13 protein-coding genes are annotated in these 21995 nt (G+C 42.1%); 1 reads left to right on the top strand and 12 read right to left on the bottom strand.

Annotation, left to right across the window (positions count from 1 at the left end; genetic code table 11):
- Nucleotides 1–46 precede the first annotated feature (46 nt).
- The 10 genes from QTO06_RS06270 to QTO06_RS06225 form a co-directional block, all read right to left on the bottom strand.
- Nucleotides 47–988: a hypothetical protein gene (locus QTO06_RS06270; RefSeq protein WP_331407211.1), complete on the bottom strand. Its 942-nt coding sequence runs from the start codon at nt 986–988 to the stop codon at nt 47–49.
- Between the two features lie 246 nt (nt 989–1234).
- On the bottom strand, nt 1235–2002 hold the full coding sequence (locus tag QTO06_RS06265; protein ID WP_331407210.1) for a LysM peptidoglycan-binding domain-containing protein: 768 nt from the start codon (nt 2000–2002) through the stop codon (nt 1235–1237).
- Nucleotides 1950–2990, bottom strand: coding sequence for a hypothetical protein (locus QTO06_RS06260; RefSeq protein ID WP_331407209.1), 1041 nt, complete (start codon nt 2988–2990; stop codon nt 1950–1952). The genes QTO06_RS06265 and QTO06_RS06260 overlap by 53 nt, the downstream gene beginning before the upstream one ends.
- The gene (locus QTO06_RS06255) at nt 2971–3663 is read right to left on the bottom strand and encodes a pilus assembly protein (protein WP_331407208.1); all 693 of its coding nucleotides are present in this window, start codon (nt 3661–3663) and stop codon (nt 2971–2973) included. The genes QTO06_RS06260 and QTO06_RS06255 overlap by 20 nt, the downstream gene beginning before the upstream one ends.
- A 5-nt stretch (nt 3664–3668) precedes the next feature.
- Entirely contained in the window at nt 3669–6371 is a 2703-nt protein-coding gene (locus tag QTO06_RS06250; protein ID WP_331407207.1) for a TcfC E-set like domain-containing protein, read from the bottom strand.
- A 76-nt stretch (nt 6372–6447) separates the two neighbouring features.
- Complete coding sequence (locus tag QTO06_RS06245) at nt 6448–6957, bottom strand: hypothetical protein (RefSeq protein WP_331407206.1); 510 nt, start codon at nt 6955–6957, stop codon at nt 6448–6450.
- 44 nt (nt 6958–7001) lie between these two features.
- Nucleotides 7002–7604 carry a hypothetical protein gene (locus tag QTO06_RS06240; RefSeq protein ID WP_331407205.1) on the bottom strand — a complete coding sequence of 201 codons (603 nt, stop codon included), beginning with the start codon at nt 7602–7604 and terminating at the stop codon, nt 7002–7004.
- A gap of 165 nt (nt 7605–7769) precedes the next feature.
- Nucleotides 7770–8963: an ISL3 family transposase gene (locus QTO06_RS06235; protein ID WP_331407258.1), complete on the bottom strand. Its 1194-nt coding sequence runs from the start codon at nt 8961–8963 to the stop codon at nt 7770–7772.
- Nucleotides 8964–9184: 221 nt separating this feature from the next.
- Nucleotides 9185–12346 (bottom strand): Ig-like domain-containing protein, encoded by a 3162-nt coding sequence (locus tag QTO06_RS06230; protein WP_331407204.1) that lies wholly within the window; start codon nt 12344–12346, stop codon nt 9185–9187.
- Nucleotides 12347–12486: 140 nt separating this feature from the next.
- Complete coding sequence (locus tag QTO06_RS06225; protein WP_331407203.1) at nt 12487–16110, bottom strand: Ig-like domain-containing protein; 3624 nt, start codon at nt 16108–16110, stop codon at nt 12487–12489.
- Nucleotides 16111–16721: 611 nt separating this feature from the next.
- On the opposite strand from QTO06_RS06225, the gene azu reads away from it, so the two are divergent.
- Entirely contained in the window at nt 16722–17174 is a 453-nt protein-coding gene (gene azu, locus QTO06_RS06220) for an azurin (protein ID WP_005441233.1), read from the top strand.
- A gap of 81 nt (nt 17175–17255) precedes the next feature.
- Here the strand turns inward: azu and QTO06_RS06215 are convergent, their stop codons facing one another.
- Entirely contained in the window at nt 17256–19322 is a 2067-nt protein-coding gene (locus QTO06_RS06215) for an EAL domain-containing protein (protein ID WP_331407202.1), read from the bottom strand.
- Nucleotides 19323–19659: 337 nt separating this feature from the next.
- Nucleotides 19660–21750: an EAL domain-containing protein gene (locus QTO06_RS06210; RefSeq protein ID WP_331407201.1), complete on the bottom strand. Its 2091-nt coding sequence runs from the start codon at nt 21748–21750 to the stop codon at nt 19660–19662.
- Nucleotides 21751–21995 lie beyond the last annotated feature (245 nt).

Here is a 21995-nt window from a genome sequence, read left to right as displayed (position 1 = left end):
TTAAATAAAATGCACTGTTTAGTAACAGTGCATTGCTTGATATAAGTCAATAAATATCTTGGTTTTTACTGATGAGAGCAGCATCAATCCCGTTACTTCTAATTCTTTCGTAAGACCGTTCATATATAGGGTTGTACGCTATAATGAGTCCAAGGAATATTGGATGACTAAGAACTTTCTGCAAATCGATATGATAAAGATAAACGTTGCCGTAATCCTTCGAACAATCAATCAATGCTATCTGCTCAGCTCCCAACGTCTCATACAAGGAAACATCTTCCCTGCCTCTTGCGGTAAAAAAAGCATTTTTCACGTTAAAATGGTGGCGAATAATATAATTTAGGACCAGACCAAACAGAAGTTCATAATCATCAGAACTCTTGAAGAAAGACAACCCAAAAAATAAAGCATCTTTGTTTGGATCACTTGTGTAACGGTCAATGGACAAACCTAAAACATCAAACAAAGCGCTAACTTCTTGATGGAAGTACATATATGACTCAGGAATTTTACTTTTTATATCGCCTTTATAAAAAACGTCAACATTATATTTTTTATTATAGTCATCAAAACTACTTTCTTTATCCGATATCAGGTTAATTTTAGAAGTGAAATCACCATATATTTCACGGGCTTCGTAATTGCTACCTTTGAAGTGGCATACCCTCGAATCACGTTCTTGATTGAGAAAAATAGCATGATAATAGCTATTAAATTGGTTTAGAAATTTTCGATATTGCGACTCCAAAGAAACCGGAATTTTTGGCGCGTAACATTGATTTAAAAAAATATTTAAACAATTAGCTGCATGAGCAATAAGTAATTGACGACAAGATGATGGTTTCGTTACACCATTTGTCCAACGACTCATCGTAATATTATCCAGTCCTTGAAATTCATCATATTTTAAGTGAAGTTTAATCATCAATTCCTTTCTAGGAATATTTTTAAAAACCACTTCTTTTAAGAATTCGTGAAACTTTAACATTAAAGTGCCCTTCAGAGTTCATGACATATCGGAAACCACGATTATCAATAAGCAAAAGAGTGAATACCAGAAAAGGCAGAGAAAAATATAACAAAAGGAGCATTCCTACAGTCAACGTAAGAAAATACAACGTCGACTACAGGAATGCCCCTACTATATCCTTTAAAATTAAAATTTAGTTGCTTATCTTTTGCGCTTTATCATCAAGCAATAACAATCTGATAAAATAGAACCAACAAATATATACTACTTGAAGACAACCACCTGATTTGGAAAGATCAAATCTGGGTTCTTTTTAAACTTTGGATTCCAGTGTATGAGCTCTCTAAGGTATACCTTACAGTTCCGTGCAATTTTAGATAATGTATCACCAGAGACGATGACATACGGGTCAACACATTCTTTATATTGGGCAACATCATGTATTTCGTTGTTCAATGGTAAGTCATTGTTTGGTAGCAAAACGTCTTCTAGCGAAGAATATTCCTCAACATATTCAGTTTCCGAAACACCTCTGTCAAATTCAGAAAGTTTAAACTTTAATCCGGCTTCAACAAAATAATCACCATAAGGATTGGAACGATTGAATTTACTCTCAATAAAAAAATCAAAGTAGTTTGATACTGAAGCTGAAAAGCCAAGCCCTAACTTGCTATCTACCCCACTATCAATAAAATCCATTCCGATTATTGGGTAGATCGAATACACATCATCAAACTCATACAGATATCCGGCTTGCAAGCCAAAATATCGTTGAAAGTAGCTATTAGGTGAATGATGCATTTGTCCTTTAAGCAAATAATCTCCTAGCGTATAATCTAAGAAGTAACTGTAATAGTTATTGTTTTTGTCTGTGCTTTGATCTTCTTTGATATTGTAATAACCCGTCGAGATACCAATACTCGCCGATTTTTCATTGCCAAGTGCAGGTTGGTGAAAAAATGCGATAAGTGCACAAAGGCTATAAATCCAACTCAAACCGGACGGTAACTGCATCCCTGTAATCTCCTTCATTTACATCACCAAAATAAAGCTCTTTAAAAGAAAAGGCCAAATCAAAATCTAGCGTTTTTCCAACAAAAGGAATCTTCGATGTTGCCTGCTTCAACTCTCCAGCTTCGACAATATTACTCTTTTCACACTTCGAACAAACTAAGCTATAAGGAATAACATCATTTGACGTAGAGTGTTCTAACTCAAACTTATCCGCAGTCCCAGAAGAGAAAAACTGCATTTTTATCCCTGGCTCTATATGTCCAGAGATACTAACTTTATAAGTTGCAGCCCCCTCAACACTGTGATTAGCTGTATCATACGAAAGAGAAAAAATACCATCACCTGTCACGTCAACAGCTGAGATGAACGACGGTTTATAGTCAATGGTAAATACCGTCGTGTCATTGTAAGTTTGGTAAGTTGTCGCTGTCCCGTACTTCATGTAATAAGTAACAGGTAAGCTCACCGTTGCATAATAAATACCTGTAGGAGCGTTGGCAGCTTTAAATGCATCAACGAGATTATCCAACTTGTAAGCGCTTCTATAAAAATCAAATGGCTTGTACTTTCTAGTCGCGTTCAGATCATAACTTGCACGACAAGTGTTATTATCTCGAAGAATGTATTGGCTTCCTGCCGAGCTCTCATAACTGCACGTATCAGCATTCGAGTTTTTTGCGACGGTAAAAGGGCTTGCAGTGCTAAATTGAATCCCCGAGTGCTGAAAAGAGGTGGATACCTGTACACCAGTGGTCGAACTAAAAGTGATCGTCGAAGTTGGACTCTTCTGAAAACTTGGACTCCAGCTATAAACAGGCAATAGATTGAATGAGCTACTTGGTTGCCAAATCTGTTGCACCACTTCTCCACCAACAACATTTGCATTCATCCAAGTAACCTCACTACCAACAACTTTTGCCGTAATGTTATTGGATGCATATGCTGTTTCTAAGTTTAATCCAGCAGCTAAAACAGAAAGTGATAGGCTACATAGATACTTGTTCATTGATACTTTCATTTGCATTTATCACCGTGATATTAATATTTTTCTTCCCGACATAACTTTCAGGCAACTTAAACACCTTTTCAGATCCCGCTAATAACTTGTATTGGTAAATACAGTTACTAGAGAAGCCCTTTTCACAGGTATTAATTACAGCATTTAACATGGTGTTACTTTTGTTGGAGAATCTAAACTCTTTGTTATTTACACGCTTAATTTCGTAATTTAGTTTCACTTCAGACGCAGGGTCCATGAAATAAATTCTGTATCCAAAAGCGACGGAAACTGCAGAATCTTGACCTTCACCGACATAGGGGTAAGGGTTTACATCAACCGCATAAACCTGATCTTCGTCAAAATCACATGTTTGCTTCGCGCAATCATTTCGCATCCTAACCGTTCTGGTTTCACCATCTTTTAATATGATCTGGCTTGGTGAAACTGAAAACGTCCAAGTTGATAAATTATCTTTGTTTACCTTAGTGACGACTTTTTCTCCATTAGCATAAGCGACTTTTGCAATTTCTAAGTTAATGAACATATCCTTACCATCATTATTCGTAATAGAAAAGTCAGCATAATGTTCTTCGTTCGCCACCTCAAACAGACTGCTTACTGCTACAGCATGGGTAAAGAAACTCGTTAATGAAGTAATTAATAATAATAATGTTCTCATGACTATTACCTATTTTTAGTAAATTTATTGGAATCAGATGTTGATAACGCGTAGTTTTGTAACTCAAGAATAACTTGTTTATTTTTTGCTATTGATAATGTAGGTTTCGCGTATAACTTAGCGAAATAATGACGGTTCCCATTAAAGGCTATTTGTATTACCTCCATATCCGACATTAAATTTTTATACTTTTCAATAATACTATTGTCATCAAAAGCACCTAGGTAATAGATGTGCTCGCCTTTATCACCTAAGCCATTTACAACAATTTGCAAACCTAATTCGTCTTCTTCTATTTGTGGGAAACAATTACTCTTACCATAAGTACTATCTAGGTACCCTTCACGTAACGCACAAATCTGTTCATTTGCCGTTAACAGAAACTTTTCACCCCTTTGCACTGAAATGTTATAGACGCCATCTCCAACTTTCGCGATAGACGAACATCCTTTGCACTCTACATTATTAATTGGGCGACTATTGAAATCTTCAAAGTAAGTCAAAACGGAGACCACTTCTTCAAACTCGGTAGTGATCTCTTTCAGTGTTCCTGGGTAACTAAACATGTCACTATTTTCTATTTGTTTGTGTTTATAGCCACTTAGCTCAGTATCCAAGTTGAATCCATATTCATTGTATTCTTCCAACTCAATCAAGGTATATTTACCCTGAATCGTTTCTCGTAGATTGTTTTGCCCGTTTCTTCGGATCTTAACTAGCCCCAAATCATTCTGATCTTGGGTACTCGCTTTCGCGTTTTTTATGACCAGATAGGATTGTGCTCGCTCTCTAGATGCGTATACATCATCGGATGTAACGATGGTTGTTGATTCAATGTTAGCGGTAAAATTCTGATAATCTTCAGTGGTGCCATTCGCATATAAATTTGCACTAAATTTATCATTGTGGATATTTGCACTTACACCGTAGACAGATTGTGAGTCATTGCCATCAACATACTGAGACAAATCCGCGCCTCCGGACAACATCACTCCACCCGCTTCAACTTGAGGCGCAGAATATTGTAAAGTATTACTAAACCGTGTTTTACTTCGTGTTGAATAATCAATACCAGAAATATATGAAAAACTATCATTTAGATCTAAGTTAACGTTAAGTGAGAATATATGCTCGTTTAATCTCGAGTTATTAAAGTCTTTTTGATAGCTATAACCTAAATCGACGTATACATTATTAAAAATGTTCTTATTGTAATTTGTCGATAAATTTAAATTACTTACCTCTAAACCAGAGTCCTCATATGTCTCTCGGTATCTATTAGCATAAAAACTAAGCGTCCCCTCATAGATTCGAGACGAATAAGAAACTGTGGCTTGTGTATAGTCATTGTTTCCGTATCGGATGCTCCCCAACTGGGATGATTCTGAAAGCGCTTTATTCGCATCTAACATTTCATAATCAAAATTAACATCAGCGACCCGAAAGTTTGTATTGAGCAGGTAGCCGCCCTGAAACTTATTGATATAACCAGCCACTGCTAAATCTGAGTCTGTATAGTTTGCGCCTACGCCAAAAGAAGCCTCTTGATTGGTAAATTGAGTATTACTACCAATTAACAATCGGTCACTTAACAACGAATAGGTAGCCGCTAAATCGAGATAAGTTTCCTCATAGTCACGTCGGTTGAACGTATTGCTTGATTTCATGACCGAGGCAGAATAATCGTAGCCTCTTTGAGATGTTTCGGAGTTATTATTGTGTATGATTTTCTTTGAAACTTCTTCTGGATAGCCAACCGCTTTCAAGACGATTGATACCTCGTAGTTTCCTCGCGGAAGGTCACGGTAGCTTACGCTGTGTTGCCCTTTTGACACCGAGTTCGTATAAATGATTTGGCCGCCTCTCAACACTTCAATCGTACCTCTAGCTTTCATATCGAAAAACAGCTTTTTAGTGTTACCAATATCTTTAACCAGTAGGTTGTCATTCGAGAAATAACTGATCCCTACCGTTTCTTCTTCTCTATTAAAGTTGAAAATAGAGGTCGAGTTTTCTGCTGTGTTTCCACGATGAGTCTCATACGCTTTTATCGAGCTACCTTCTAAATCATAGGTGTACGCCAATTCATCAACATCGAACTGACTGGAACTATTGTCGACAACATAGAGTGATGCTTCTAGATCAACGTGAGAACGACCAAAACCAATTGTCGAGTTATTAGTGAGTGTAGCACTTGTTGAGCTTTGATAATGAGTGGTGAAAAGACGATTGGTTGAGATCAGAGCGCGACGATCTTCACTCAATTGAGTAAAACCTAGATCTGTCATTCCTTCTGAAAGGTAGCTTGCAGGTACTTCAATTAAGGCTTGTTTCTGTGAATGGTCGTAAACGTATAGGATATTCTCGTCACTTTTCTGCTCTTCTACAACCGTTTGTAAAACTGCATCAATATGAGCGCTAGCAACACCCGACCTTCTGAGTGCTTGCTTTAATTTTTCTGGTTCTTCAAGGCTCTTAATGCCATCGAAATTGGAGACAACTGAAATAGATGTACGTGTCTCATTTGGTAGGACAAATACTATTTGGTTTGATTGATACTCATAAAAGTGCTCAAAACCTGGAGGAATAAACTTTGAATTAGCATACGCTGAAAACGCAGACGTAACACTAAGAACCAGCATTGCAGTTTTAATCGAGCAAACACCTATTCCTTCTAATTCTTTTCTATTTTTTGTTTTGGAATTCATGTAGAAAAACAACAAACCAAATACCTCCAAACCTCAGTACATGAACTCTCATAGCACTAAGTAAACGGGTCACTTATTAAAAATCTAATCCAATGGAGAGCGTGACTTTTCCACTACATCGCTCATCCTCAACATTAACTTGAACGTTGTTATCAAAGTCGATTCGAAAACCCTTCTCTATCCATAGTGTGTCTCTATCAGTAAAGAAATCGTCCAACCTGATCTCTTTTCCTACACTCAATACTTCACCATCTAGCGTGTGCTCAGCGAAGTTGGATTTAGTTGGGTTGCCTTTATGATCAAAACATTCACTCAGAAGAACGTTGGTCGATATTTTATAACCAGCAGAAAAACTGCTTGGAACATCCGTCGTCACGATAAGCTTGGTATCAATAGTTTTCAGCTCACCTGTCGCTCTATTTACATCAACTTTTAAGCTAGGTTCTTTGAACTTGAATTCTTTAATTCTGTATGAGAAAAATTTTTCATTTTGGATCTCTGCCGACAGCGGTAACACCTTGGTTATAGAGTTGGAAGACAGAGCAATAGAAGGGTAAAGTAGCAATATTGTGATAACTTTCTTCATAGGCGTAATGTGCGCGGCCTAGGTATTAGGCCGCGCGTTCCACTTTATGGCGTCGTGAAGGCTGCAAATTCAACATCTGCACGCAACACAGTTGTAGCGGTGATTACGTCACCAGCAGTAACGTTGCTCATACCAGTGCCCGGTGCATTAGCAATTTTCCACTCAGTCTTCCAAGCATCAGCAGCCGTTGATTTCAATGACGCATTGGTTGCAACAGGAGAACCGTCTTTAAACACACTTACATCTACGTCAGATAGATCTACCCCCTTCTCCGACGTAAACGCTGGCACATCTACACGATAAGTAATGCTATCCGGTGCTACGCCAGAACCCGCTGCACTTTCTGTACCAACAACAACAGGTAAGCCAACTTCATTGGTCTCAGAATCGTAGTAACGAACCTCAACGAGTACATTTTCAGAAGTAAAGCTGCCGTCTGGATTGACCTTTAGACCCGCATCAGCAAGCGCTCCACCATTTTGACCAGTAATCGTGACCCACTCACCACTCACTACCGTCGGCACTTTTGCTTCCCAAGTTAACGTAGCACTTGTTGTATCGATATCACCGGCTTCTGGTTCAGCAGCAGATAAACCAAAAGAAAATAGTCCAGTTAAAACCGCTACAGATAACATTGTCTTTTTCATATTATTACTCTCACTATCCTGTTAAATATTTAATTATGGAAAGGTTGAAAAATTAATCCCCACCCTCACTCCACGAGATGCATAGTAGTATTTCCTTCTCTTTTTGAATTAGCATTAAGTTTAACTTTCACCCACCCGTGCTAACAGCGATAAACATTTTAAGGTTCATCGCGGCTTTCCTCGGAAAGCTGCCTTAATCTTTAAGAAGAAGTAATCAGTATCTCGAGAGCCATATTCCATTCGCTTGATTAACTTTATCTTGTTATTTATCCCCTCAAGCGTACAGGTATTCAGCGGATAGCTTGCTGAAGCCGTGATCTCATGAAGATATGGGCGGAGCTTTCGAGCGAACTCTTTCAACGGTTTAATTCCACTCTCATTCACTTGTTCCAACCATACCTGCCATAGGTTTTTAGCCTGAAGTTCAGAGCCGCAACGCCACAGTTTCTTTAATTGCGCACCCAGTAAGTAGGTTGTCATCAAGTCCTGATTCATATTCAATATTTCAGTGAGGTAGCTTTCCTGTTGTGTATTTAAATTATTCTTATTTTTCAATAGCACCCAGCGCGAACGCTTGACCCATTGCCTTGCTTTTTTATCCTGTTTTAGCTTATTGGCTTGGTCGACTCTAACTCTACCCATCACTTCACGACCGAACTTAGCAACAACGTGGAACAAGTCATAAACGATACGGGCATTTGGGCAATGCGCTTGGACTTCAAGGTCAAAAGCCGTATTCATATCCATTGCTACTGCTTCGATATTTTTGCCATGCTTACCTAGTTGTTCAAAGAACGGTCGAATATCCTTGCGGCTACGACCTAGCCCTATCCAGATAATCTGATGACTTTTCGCATCTGCAATAACTGTCGCGTAACGGTGCCCTTTAAAAATGGCAAACTCGTCCATGACGAGTTGCCTTAATTCACCCCATTTAACTTGCGGTACTACTTGTTGAAGCCGACGCTTATCTATCTCTTTGATTGTGTGCCAATGAACGCCTGTCACTTGGGCTATATGTTTAATTGGTAGTAGAGGCAACAACTGTTCTATATAGCTTCGTAGACGATTAGTGATACGAGCATAAGGCTCCAACCAAGATAGTTGTTCTGTTTTAATGCCGCAGTGACTGCACTTGATGCGTCGGGTTTGAATGGACAGTTCAACGGGAGATCCTAACAGTGTGGCTTCCTTCACGTTACGCCATTGATACTCATGTACAACTTGAGCTTTAAGCCTGCACGGACACTTAGCGATAGAGTTAGGTTTGAGAGTGAGCTTTATTAATGAAGTAGTCTGATGAGACTTTACTATATGAAAGCCTTCCCAGAATGAAGGTAGGAAAGTATGATTCGACATGAAAACGGTAGTTTGTGTAGGTTTTGTTTGGCGATAAAACTCTATCACTTACTACCGTTTTTGCTTTAAGTTCCCGCTTATCCGCGATGAACCAATTAAAAGAGGTTATATAACTGACTTGTAGCTGCTAGTTTTAAGGACCCCCAGCCTAACTAGGGGTCTTTATCTAAAAACCTAACATTCAAAAATGGTGGGCTTTTACATATCTAACGCATGATTTGTTAATAACAGGTCACTTCAAAAAACGCTTGTTCATGAGTGTTGACAACTGTTGCAATTCCTTTTCCAGTAGCAGAGCACGATATCTCACGATCATTACTAGAACCCGGTATGACAAGGGGGGAACTGATATTTATAAACTTAGCAGCATTTGCCTCAAGATTCAACCATACAGAGTCACTATAATAAGATGTTGATTGTGAGTGATTTTTACACGACTCATATTTTAGCGTAAAATCTACCGTTGAAAAATCGAACTTGTCTTTTTGTTCTGTTGCCCTAAATATTAATGTAGAATATGGGGCACAACGGGTACCAGTGTGGCCCCATCGTATAATCTCTACTTTAGCACCAAGAGGCAACGTAATTTCACTATCATTAAACTGCAAGTCAACGCTACGAGTCGCAGTACCAAAGGTTGCCGAGATCGTAACTGTTCCACCTTCAGTGTTTGATACATAAACAGAAGCTACCCCACTTGAATTTGTTTTTGTCGAGCTTGTTATTTTAGCGGAGCCCGACACGGCAAACTCGATCGTTTGATTAGAAAGAATGTTACTGTAGGCATCTTTTAAAACAGCATTGACTTGGTTGGTTTCTTCACCATCAGCCTTTGCGTTATTTTTAACAACTTCTAATGTTGTGATAGTAGCTGTTGCGGGGTCTGCATCAAATGCAACGGTAACAGTACGTGAGAATGAACCTACAGATAAAGTCACATTAATATTTTCAGCTTTAGTACTAGTTAGCTCAAATTTTGCCTTGCCATCATCCCCTGTTTTGACAACATTACTGACAAACTTAGCGCTACCTGTCGTCACACCTTTAATATCCACATCCTTAGCAGGCAGTCCATGTTGTTTAAACTCGGCTTCGACAGCAATTTTGGCGCTATCATTTGCAACCGCCGATGTTGTCAACGCCTTGACTGTTAGCACTCCGTAACTATAGTCGTTCACAAAACGAGCATATGAAGTTAACCCTATCGTTTTGTAAGTTGCTTGGATGCCAACCGATTCCGCAACCGTGTTTGTGAAATTTACAACCGCGTTGCCATTTTCATCCGTCACAGCTGTTGTATTGTTTAATTTGGCTGTTGAGCTATTCGTAGCAGCAAAGTTAACAGTTACATCAGGAACTGAGTTAAAGTAACGATCCACAACCAGAGCAGTTATCTGGTTTTGCTCAATACCATCCGCCAAGGCATTGTTCTCGGAAGTCGATATCTGCCTCAAAACAGAAGTGCTTACGTCCGCAATGAAAGTGACTTGTTGAGAAACAGAAAACGTTCCACCAACATCTACGGATACACTGACTGATTCCGCTTTGGTGCTGGTTACTTCAAATCTAACTTTACCATTGTTGTCTGTAACCTGTGAGGCTTTAACTAGCTTCGCACGCCCAGATACTGAAGCATCAATGGTAATTCCTGAAGCCGCTTTCCCATTGATTAGGAAGGTTGCTTCTACAATAGCTTTGTCAATATCATCCGCTACTACAGTGCCATCAATCGCACTTATAGAAAGAGCACCGTTACTCACACAGGTAACATAGTAGCTTTGTCCGTCATCGGTAAGCTCTTGTCCACTAGATAGACTAACTACACTGTAAGTTGAGGCATCTAATGCTATGTAACCACGTGAAAGAGGCCAGCTTTTGCTATTCGCTTTGTCACTTGCCCAAACAGCTTGAAGTTCAGACTTTGTCGGTAGTCGCCCTAACGTTCCACAATACTGAGTCGCATTCTCTTGCCTAAACACAGCAACAGCCGGTTTTGCTGAATGCGCAGAATCAAAGTAAGTACCCTCATTACGAATACCGCCACTATCTGCCTCGCTCTTTGTCAAAGGCGCACTGTAAATTTGTTTGTTATAGAAGTAATCCTCCCACAATCCTGTTTGACTTGGGTTAATCGCGACAACCTTCATCAATGCAACATCAAAACCACCATGATGGTCGGTAACAATGGCATTTACATAATACTGACCTGCATGCTCAACTTTGAAAGTGAAGGTTTTGTTCTTTGTATCTGAGGCATCCGACAAAGCAACTGCTGAATCAAACGCAACAACTTGGATTAATTGGAAGTTGCCGTCCTGCTTATCAATAACGTATGGTGAAATATCGATAGTTGCCATTTTGCCAACTTCTACGGTATCGAGGATTTCAATTTTGTCAGGAATATCTATACCAACAGAACTACGTTCAGAAACCGTCACCACAGCAGAACCAACCAATACGTTGCCGTTACTATTTTCTAGCGTGTATAAAATACGCTCATTGCCTTTGAACGTTGCTGCAGGAGTATATGAAATCTTGTTATTTGTTTTATCGAGAGAGACAGTTGATGAACTACCTGTTGGCATTAAGATGACATCATTAGTCAAAGAGAAACCAGACAAAGACGTGTTATCACCAACTTTTGTGAGCTCATTTTCGATGTTGATTTCCAAGGTCTCACCTTGATAACCAGCAACACCAAATGGAACCAATTCTGCTTGTTGCGCATTGTTTGCAACCACGACACGACTCACACCACTTCGTTTACCAATCATTTGGTAACCACTTGAGTATCCATCAAGTCCAACCGTGTATTGGTAGTCACAAACCATTGCGTGATCAGAGATGATTTGGAAGCTTTCATTATCACTATCAACAAGTTGACAGCTTGGATCTGATGATAAAACTTCAACTTCAGCAAGGGAGATACGCTCTCCTCCTGAACGCGCAACTTTATCGACTACATTAACTCGGATTTCTTCCGAGTCAGTACTTTGAACGACACTATAAAAGTCTTCCGCATGAACAGAAACATATTGGTCAACTTGGTTTTCAGGCCATATTTCACTTGAATTTCCTGAATCAGATTCGCCACCGCACGCAACTAAGATAGGAAGTAAACCTAGAGGTAGAAGTGTACGTACCCATTTCTTTAAACTATTTACTTTTTGTATCGGCATAGAACTCACACTTAAGTAATCGCCTCTTAAATCTGCGCGAGTGGGCTCGTTAGACGGAAGGTAAGCTGTATTTGGGAAAGAAACAGAGCTAGATAAAAGTGCTTTCCCAATACTCGTAGAATTTAAATTTGAGCTAAACCGCACACCACCAATAAAACCACCAACACACGCCAAGGCTTTGGATGCATATCTACCTATTATCATTTTTTAAGCGACTCATTGTTTAGCACTAAAAGCACATTACTCATTAGCTTGCTAACAAACACGGGAAAGCTCTGATAAAAAACAAAAAAGCCACCACTTTTCGGTGATGGCTTTTCTTCATTGATGTTGCTTTGTCTTAATTAGCGAGGATCAAGACCTAGCTTTTGTAGTACCAGTTTGAAGTTCTCGCGGCGCTCTTTCACATTGTGAACATCACCTGTCGAACACGTCAGGTCCGGACAACCACGGTTAACGATGCCTGAAACGTCATCGATAAATTGAGAACCTTGCAGACCACTATCTACATACTTCTTCAGCTCATTGTGGTAGTTCCAATCAGCGTACTGACCGCCTTCATCGTTGTATGCCTGAACTGACGTTACCCAGTAGAACAGACCTGCGATCCACTTGATCTCTTTGTTCTCTTCCGAGCTACAAATCAGACCTGGGTTAGAACAGAAGTCTAGCTCAGCATAAAGTGGGTTCGCCGGTGGCGCTTCTACCGTTACGCCATCAATTGTCTTACCAATGGTTGATGGATCAACGTGCGAGCGACCTAGGTAGTGGTTAAGCGTACCGAAGTTCTGACGACCTGTGGTTTGGATTACACCACGCCCCCACCAGCCACAGCCTTCAACGCTTTCTTGGCTGCTGCCGTCCCAAATGAACTTACCTGCTTTCTGACCAACGTACGTCTTACACTCGTCGCGTTCCCACACTTGCTTAGACGTATCTACGCTTTCTGGAACATCGTTACAGTGACCGTTGTTTGTCCAACGACCTGCTGCACCGTTCACCAATAGACCGCGCTCTTCAAGTACTGCATCAGGTGCTGCAAAGACTGGAGCTGGTGCGCCATACCATTTCGCATGAGTCAACGCACTGACTTCCATTTTGTCATCACGAGGACAAGAGTACGCATGGTCCAAACCAGAAACTGGGTTTACGCCGTAATCTGCGTATTTCTGACCCAATTGACCACAACTTGCTGTCATTGGGTAATCCGCAGGCGCGCCGTATTTCACTTCAGACCAGTTGTTTTCATCACACGCGTTGTAGCGGATGGTCTCTTGCATACTTTGCGCAAGGAACGCAGCAATCGCGACTTTCGCGTATTTGATGTTGGTTGCATCATCAACTTCATCGTTCATCAACCAGAACTTGTTGCCCGCTACACCAATGTTGTGCATTGCGTTCAAGCCATCTAGGAAGTCGTTCCACTTGTAAACCGTTGACGGAACCCACTGAGATTGTGGCGTTTCGTATAGGAAAGCTTCGTTATCCATCACGCTTTCAGCATCTGCTAACTCTTGGTTTAGCTCTTCAATGCGAGTCAACGAACCTTTCTCTAACTCTTCACCTACGTAGTACAGTGGCACTTTCGCCGTTTGGTAAAGCTCAATTTTGCTGGTTAGAGCTTGAGAGTCTTGATCAAACATCAATGCAAATACGTTGCTGTACGCGGCTTTACGGATTTGCTGATCGGTTTGAGTATTGCCCATGAAGTAATTTGCGGTTTGCTCTGTTGGCATGTTCGATAGCATTGCAGGCGCTTCAACGTAATCTGTTACCTGTTTTACGTACTCAAGTGCGTGATGCCACTGCTCACTAGTTAGCGCAGCGGTAGCGTTTGATTTAGTAAACGCCACAAAGTCAGCTTTGTTCGCAGCATCTGCTTTGTAAAGCTCGAAGCTATCAAGTAGATCGGCTGTGAAAACGGACGCTTCATCCCATACAGACTGACGACCAGAGTGGGTATCGTAAGCAAACTCACCAATGCTTAGTGACCAACCAAATGTCGCTTGTGGCGCAAGCGTTGTGAAGATCAAGTTGTAAGCATGTGCCCAGCCTTTCACGTCATCGCTCAGTGCGTTGATCGCATCAATATCAATACGGCTACCCGTGATATCAATGGCATTCGTCAGTGCTTGTTTAACCGCAACGGCACCAAACGATGCACCTTTGTCTTGCGTAGCGAGATCCAGAACATCCGATCGAATCACAATAGATGCTGTACCCGCGTTCTCTGCTTGTTCGATAGCTGACACAAACGAACGTGTAAGCAGCTCTAGGTCTGTGAGCGCATCACTGCTGCTTGCTGCGATAGTTAGCGTACTTGGCGCTTGAGTGGATGGGCTCGCCACTACGAATGTGTTTGGCCAACCTGCTACTTCTAGACGCACTGGATCCATTGGGTTGCGCAATGATAGCGCTGGCGCTGTACCCGGCTCAGTACCATCACAGTTTAGATGCAATGACCATGAGCTATCGCTGCCAGGAACAGATTGCGTCCAGTACACCGCTGAGTAAGCAATGTTCTTGTGAACCATAATGTCACCGCCTGTCGCGTGATCACCACGAGTCCAGTCAGGGTACACATTAAAGTCAGCACACAGTCCACCTGTTGGCGGAGGTGTCGGTGTTTCCACTTTTTCAACTGTGATGTTTACACGAGCTGTTGCCGTTAGGTTCTCAGCATCTGTCGCAATTGCTTCTAGCTCAACTGCACCAACTTCTGACGCCGTCCAGTTACAAGAGAACTGGTTTGTGGTTGCTGCGTTGAAGTCACAGATTTGCTTGTTGTTTGCTTTCACGACAACGCGAGACAAATCGTCATCAGCATCCGTTGCACGAACAGAAATCGATACCGCTTCGCCTTTTTCAAACTTAGAACCGTTCGAAGGTGAAGAGAAGCTCACTTCTGGTTTAACAAAGCTTGGAGCTGCTTCAATAGCAACTGCGATACTGCGTTGTTCAACCATTTGGTTGTTTTGATCGAGAACCACCACTTTAAGTGTCTCATTGCCCACTTCATTTGGTGTCCAAGATTGAGAATACGTCGTTTGACCTGCAGCGATGTTACGTTGACCTAGCTTGCGGTCATTTGCCCAGAACTCTAATTTAGAGATCAATTCACCATCAACGCGTGCTTTGATCATCGTTGCCTGACCCACCATCAATGTTTGACCTTGTGTAGGCGCGACGAACGTCAGCTCATGCACTTCTGGCTCCACAGGTGGCTCAACTGGCTTTTCTTTTACTGAAATGCTGACCGCTTGTTGTTGGGTTAAACCAGAGGTGTCTTCTACTACAGCTTTGATCGTGTGAGTGCCTGCGCCAACAGAAGTCCAAGTTGCTTGGAATGGGGCTTGCGTTACACGAGCAACTTGTTTGTTGTCGACAAAGAAAGTCACAGCTTTAACGCTGGTGTTGGTTGCCGTAACGTTTGCTAGCATAGCAACCGCTTGACCTTCTTCAAACTCAGCACCGTTCACTGGCGAAGCTAATTGAAGAGAAATTTCTGGTTCGCCAACTTCGCCTTCATCGTCAGCAATCAGACGAATGGTATTTTGAAGAAGAGTCAGATCCAATACGCCACTCACACCCAGAGTTAGCTCAATACGCTCACCTGCCGGAAGTTGAGATTTCACCCAGCTACCGCTATCAAAAGCAAGCGCAAGTGTGTTCTTGAACACGTTACCTTGTGCGTCGCTGGCGAACTTCATTCCCGGGTAGCTGATGCCAGTCGCAGACCAAGATGGTGTCGACATTGATAGGTTCGAATCAAACGTCACTTTTGCATCACGCAGTTCAACTGGCTTTGAACCGTCGTTCGTTAGGATCACTTTGTAAGTGTTCCACCACTGGCTTTCTGAGCCGACGATAGTTGCGTCTGTGATCACTCCTGCGTGTGCAGCAGGCAACCCCACACCGATCGCCAGTGCTAAAACACTTGGCATGATCGCTAGCGTATTCTTTCTCATAATTAAGGACTTATACAAACAACAATAAAAAGGAACAGCATTATAGAGGGGGACTTTTTTCGCGCCGCAGCGGACAGATGTAACCAAATGTAACTCAACTTACAGGTGTAAAAGTGCCAAAAATAAAGCGTCTTTTTACGTCAATTTGACGACATTTCGCACGCAATCGATAAGCAAACATAAATCTGGGACTCTAGTTCAATTTTCTGAAAGTGTGCGCGAGATAAAACAAATCAATTTATCCGTTTCTACAAATAGTGGAATTTGTATTTTTCACACCTTTATGCATCTGAAAATCAATAAGTTACAGAATAAATACATTTGAAATACTTAGTTACATGTTAGCGAAAAAAGCACCAAAACTTGGGCGTTCTTAAGACATAAATGAAGCGCCTAAAGCGGTTATCAAGATCGTCTTCACACTTCTTAATTGAAGCGCGAAAAATAAGGTATACGAATGATCATCCAGTGAAAACGATAAGTATAACTTTGCAACAAAACGTCAATATCCGGATTGAAGCACGGTTTCAGATTGAATATTCGATGATAATGAGATGCATTGGATCGGTTTGAATCCAAGTCAGCCCAAAATAAAATATGGAGAGTGTTATATGTCTTTACGTTTAGTAGCAGCAACCTTTGCACTAGTTGGAATGAGCTTTGGCGCACAAGCGAGCGCAGAGTGTGAAGTGTCTATCGATGCAAACGATATGATGCAGTTTTCGACCAAAACTTTGAGTGTTCCAGCAACGTGTAAAGAAGTAAAACTGACGCTGAACCACACAGGTAAGATGCCAGCGCAGTCAATGGGTCACAACGTAGTCATTGCAGACACGGCTAACCTACAAGCAGTCGGCACAGAAGGCATGTCAGCAGGTCTTGAAAACAACTACGTGAAACCTAACGATGACCGTGTTTATGCCTTCACTAAAGTGATCGGCGGCGGTGAAAGCACCTCCATCACGTTCAGCACAGAGAAAATGACTCCAGGGGGCGACTACTCGTTCTTCTGTTCTTTCCCTGGTCACTGGGCAATCATGCAGGGCAAGTTTGAGTTCAAATAAGCGTTCACGCTCGAACTTAAGCCTCTGAAAAAGAAAAGGGAAGCACGATGGCTTCCCTTAATTGTATCTGTAGTTCAAACGTTAAAACGCGAAATGATCGTACTCTGAACTGTCGTCTGATTGGGTGTATTCAAGTTTCGTAATGTCATCAAACGGCATGGGTTTATAGAAGTAGAAGCCTTGAATCAAATCAATCCCCTGCTCGGCCATAAACTCTAACTCACGCTCCGTTTCGATACCTTCCGCAACGGTTTCTGCCCCAGTGATTTTCACCAGTTTAGCTGTCAGTCTGAACAACTCTCTTCCGTTCTTGTTATCAAGGTTGAGCACTAAAGAGCGGTCTATTTTTACCTTATCGAAATCGTATTTCGACAAGTAGCCGATAGACGAATAGCCGGAGCCAAAATCATCAAGCGCGATCTTCACCCCTGCTTCTCGTAACTCACTCAACACACGGTGGGTACGATGCTCATCTTGAATCAACATGTCTTCGGTAATTTCAAACTCAACTTGCGAGTAAGAAAGTGCACTTTGGTTAATCATCATCAACACTTTCTCTGTGAAATCTGGCACCAAACACGTTTCTGGAGACAGGTTGATCGACACCTTAAAGCTTGGACGATTCGCTAACGGTGCAGCTTCTCGTAGCGTCGTTTCTACCACCCACAAGTCCAACTCACTCATCAAGCCCAGTTTGGCAAAATCTTCTAGAAACGTCGGAGGCGTGATCTCACCCGTTTCAGAACGATGACGAATCAACACCTCAAGCGAACGAATCTCACCAGTGCGAGCGTTTACCTGGGGTTGGTAGAACAGCACGAACTCACCATGTTTCTTCAAATCGCTGATGCGTTTCTGAGCAGCAAATTTATTGGTGATCTCTGGGAAGAAAGCCCCCGCGACTTTGCCGTTGTCTAAGCCCTCATAGTTGAAGAAATCATCTGAGACTGACTTCGCAAACAAAGCGTTTGAGCTGCCAATTTTGTCCATCTGCTTAAAGAACGGATAGTAAATCACGATGCCGACTAGAATAATGATCAGCTGTAATATCGCGCCCGTCCAAGTGTAACCTGTGCCGATGTAACCACTGGCTAATGGCGGTGTCATCCAGCTCATGATTTCTGTTATCGGCGCAACTAAGCCCATCACCGTGGCAATGTATGCAATGATAAGACCGATAATAGGTGCAATCAGAAACGGCACAATCATGACCGGGTTGAACATGATTGGTAAGCCATAAATGATCGGTTCGTTGATGTTGAACAAGCTGAGTACTAAGGCCGTCGCCGCCAATGCTTTGTAACTGCGATTCTTGGTCAGAAACAGCATACACAGCACCAGAGAAATGGTGTTTCCTGCCCCCCCCATTCCCGCATAAAAGTCGTAGAAATTGGTGGTTAAAATTGGCAGTGGTGTGCCGAGTGCTTCGTGATTCTCTATCGCGACACGCGTTGTCTCATACAACTCTGCTTTGTAAGGAGCAAAGATGATGTGGCCATTGATGCCAATCGACCAAAACAGGTTACGTACAAACTCATAGATAATGCCATCAAGCAAAGAGTTCGGATCAAGTTCTGGCAGCAGAAAACTCGCGATATCCGCTGCGCAAACCGCTTTGCCTAGCACGTAACCAAGAGCCGAATATCCAACCACCAATACAACGGTTGCCATCACAAGGTTGTATGACTGATCCACCACATTTGGCAGCTCTGAACGCATGAACCATCTGCGGTTTTGCATCACACGTACAGACCAAGCGATCACTGTTGGTATAAGTATCGCCAGTGGATAGTTACTCGGAACGACGGTGCCTTCTTGCAACAAACCCCATTCGTTATACACGATAAAGTAAACCATCAGCGATGGCGTGATGACATTTACACGAGAGACTTTCAACAAAGAAGAAAGAAACTGCGAGAAATACACTAACAGTAAGATCGGGAAAAGCTTCCAAATGATCGCGCTTGCCGTGCCTATCGTGATGCCAAGTTGCTCATAACCAGCAATCATGAATAAGTTACTCAGCAAGGTACTAAATGCTGAAATAAGCGACACGGGCAGTAACATCACAAGGACATTACACAAACCGTTAATGTATGAATTGGAAGAAATTAAAGTAAAAAGCCGATTAATGTATCGATTATTCATTTGGCTAAGTAAATCCATCAAAGTACGACTCAAAGAGCCGTTCAGGAAGTTCGCCGCAATTAAATCCGTTTAGTTTGTTTCGCAATGAGGGAGAGTTTCGACATGCTCGTCGAGGACGGTATCATTCGAGTAACAAAGCGTTGATCGTTTAACGTTGCGAATAGTCACTCAACAAAGGTAGCCATAGCCAACTTGTTGTAATCATCCAAACAAAAAGAGCACAAGCTAGGACCCTCGTACTCTTTTAGTCTGGTTAAACGCGTTGTTTCTTGGGTCAACGTCGTTTGTTATTTCGCCTGCTATTTAAGCAAGGAGGCGCACATTAGCGTCAGCAAGTCTATATTTCCACTCGACTTTGTGATTGTGACGATAAAAGTGGCTTGTCTAGTTGCTCATCAAGGATATCCATCAGTGGCAACGGGCGAGCAAAGAAATAGCCTTGTACTTTATCGACACCGCAGCCTTTCACAAAATCGTACTCTTGTTGAGTCTCTACCCCTTCTGCAACTACTTCGCAATGAGTAATGTGGCCCAACTTTGCGACCAATTCGTAGAGGTCTCTGCCCTTTTGATCGTTGGCATCGAGCAAGAGAGAACGGTCGAGCTTGATCTTATCAAACGGATATTTCAGCAAATGCGGGAAAGACGCATAGCCTGTACCAAAGTCATCCATAGCAATACGAATGCCCTGAGCTTGCAGCGCTTCCATAGTTTTAATCAAAAACACTTTATTGCTAAGAATCGCTTCTTCGGTAATTTCGATTTCCAGCCACTCTGGAGAAATCCCGTAGTGGACTAAGCGCGATAGTAAGTGCGGAACAAACTCTTCTTGCTCAATGGTCGCCACTGCGATGTTGATGGCAATACGGCGGTCTTTCGACAGCGTCATTTGCTGCATATCTGCCAACACTCTTTCAATGACCAACTTATCCAACAGCGGCATCGAGTTGAGCATTTGGAAGTCACTCACAAACGTCGGTGGACAAAGGTTTCCTTCTTTATCGATATAACGCAGTAACGCTTCATAAGAGAACACGTTAACCTTCTTCGTCGATTGAAGTTTTTGATAAAACATCACCAGCTCACCTTCTCGCAATATCGTGGTTAAACGCTTTTGTGCCGTTGATTTGCTGATGCTGGAGTTATTGGAGTCTCTTACGTTGTTCAACAATGATTTGAATATCGAGCTCTCAATACCGGTATAGGCGGTGTTCGCACGAAACTGCGCTGAAAACTTCCCTGCGTATGCCAAGTAAAATGGTCGGTAAATGAAAACACCCAACACAATGATCAATACTTGTAGAATTGAGCCTTCAATTTGATTTCCCATTGCAATGTAGCCACTGAAAATGGGTGGCGTCATCCAGTTTACGATGTTCTCTACTGGTGGCACTAAGCCAAACGAGATACATGAATAAGTGATAACAAAACTCACCAAAGGCACCAGAACAAAAGGTACGATCAGGATCGGGTTAAAGATGATCGGCAAGCCAAACAGCAACACTTCATTGATGTTGAAAATCACCAGCGGCATTGCGGCGAGAGCAAGCATCAGATGGTTACGCTCTCTTGCGAATATCAGCACACACAACAGCAAGCTAATCGAGTTACCAGAGCCGCCCATCGACATAAACGCGTCATAAAAGCCTTGGCTAATGACGTTGAGTGGCTCATCCCCTGCTTGCCAAGCCATCATATTGGCTTCTGTGGCGGCAAAGATCTGCTGTTTAATCGCAAACAGCAAGTTGTGTCCGTTGATACCGATCGAGCCAAGTAAACCAAGCACGGTTTGATACATCAATCCGCCGGAGAGCGTAAGTGGGTCTACACCCAAATCACGGACCATGCCACCAAACAACGCCATAAAAATCGCGGTGAAGTGAGACATGACCAAGGCCACCAGCACAAACAAGAAAAAGTGCACCACGTGCTTGAGCAAACGGGACGAGAAATCGAGGGCTTGCGGCTCTAGCAAACGTATCTTGAATAAGCTGCAATACACGTACGTCATGGTCGCGCTCAATAAAGCGATCAACGGATTGTTTGGCAGCATATAAGTCGCTGACAAGCTGCTGTTTTCTATCGAGACCAAATAAAACATGATCAGCGAATAGATGATGAACAGCGCACTTGAGACATTGGTTTTGTGGGAAAGGTAGTACCCTGCCACCACACAAAACGCACTCGGATAGAGGTTGATCAAAATGTCGGAGACGTGGAATAACAGCTGCGACAAATCAGCCAAACCAGTAAGCCTGAAAACGTGTCCGAGAAATATGGCCAACGCATTAGACAAAGTCAGCGGCAGTAACAGCAAAGCAATAGACGCCAAATCCGTTAAATAGGATTTGGAGCTCGCTCGCCATTGACTCACCACTGCCAATAAACGTTGGGCGGGTGCAAATATGAGTGAAAAGCCAGTTTGCATGGAGCATCTTATTATAAATGAGGGGTTGAGCTGTTAAACGAACAGCCGTAATTGCAACCTGTGCCTTTTTAGACGTGACCATCTATGTAGTCTTAGTTAGTAATCATTTTTAGTTCTTAGCAGCAAACGTAAGTTGTGCGGATAGGTTGCGAGGCGTAATTTAGCGATTATATGCGCCCCGATCCATCAAGGTATTTTATCGTCACGATCAGCAAATACATAAAAAATAACCCCCACTGTAAAAA

The organism is Vibrio sp. M260121, from assembly GCF_036533715.1.
Taxonomy (GTDB): domain Bacteria; phylum Pseudomonadota; class Gammaproteobacteria; order Enterobacterales; family Vibrionaceae; genus Vibrio.
The sequence above is the reverse complement of the archived record's forward strand: the minus strand, read 5'-3'. Positions and strand labels throughout refer to the sequence as shown.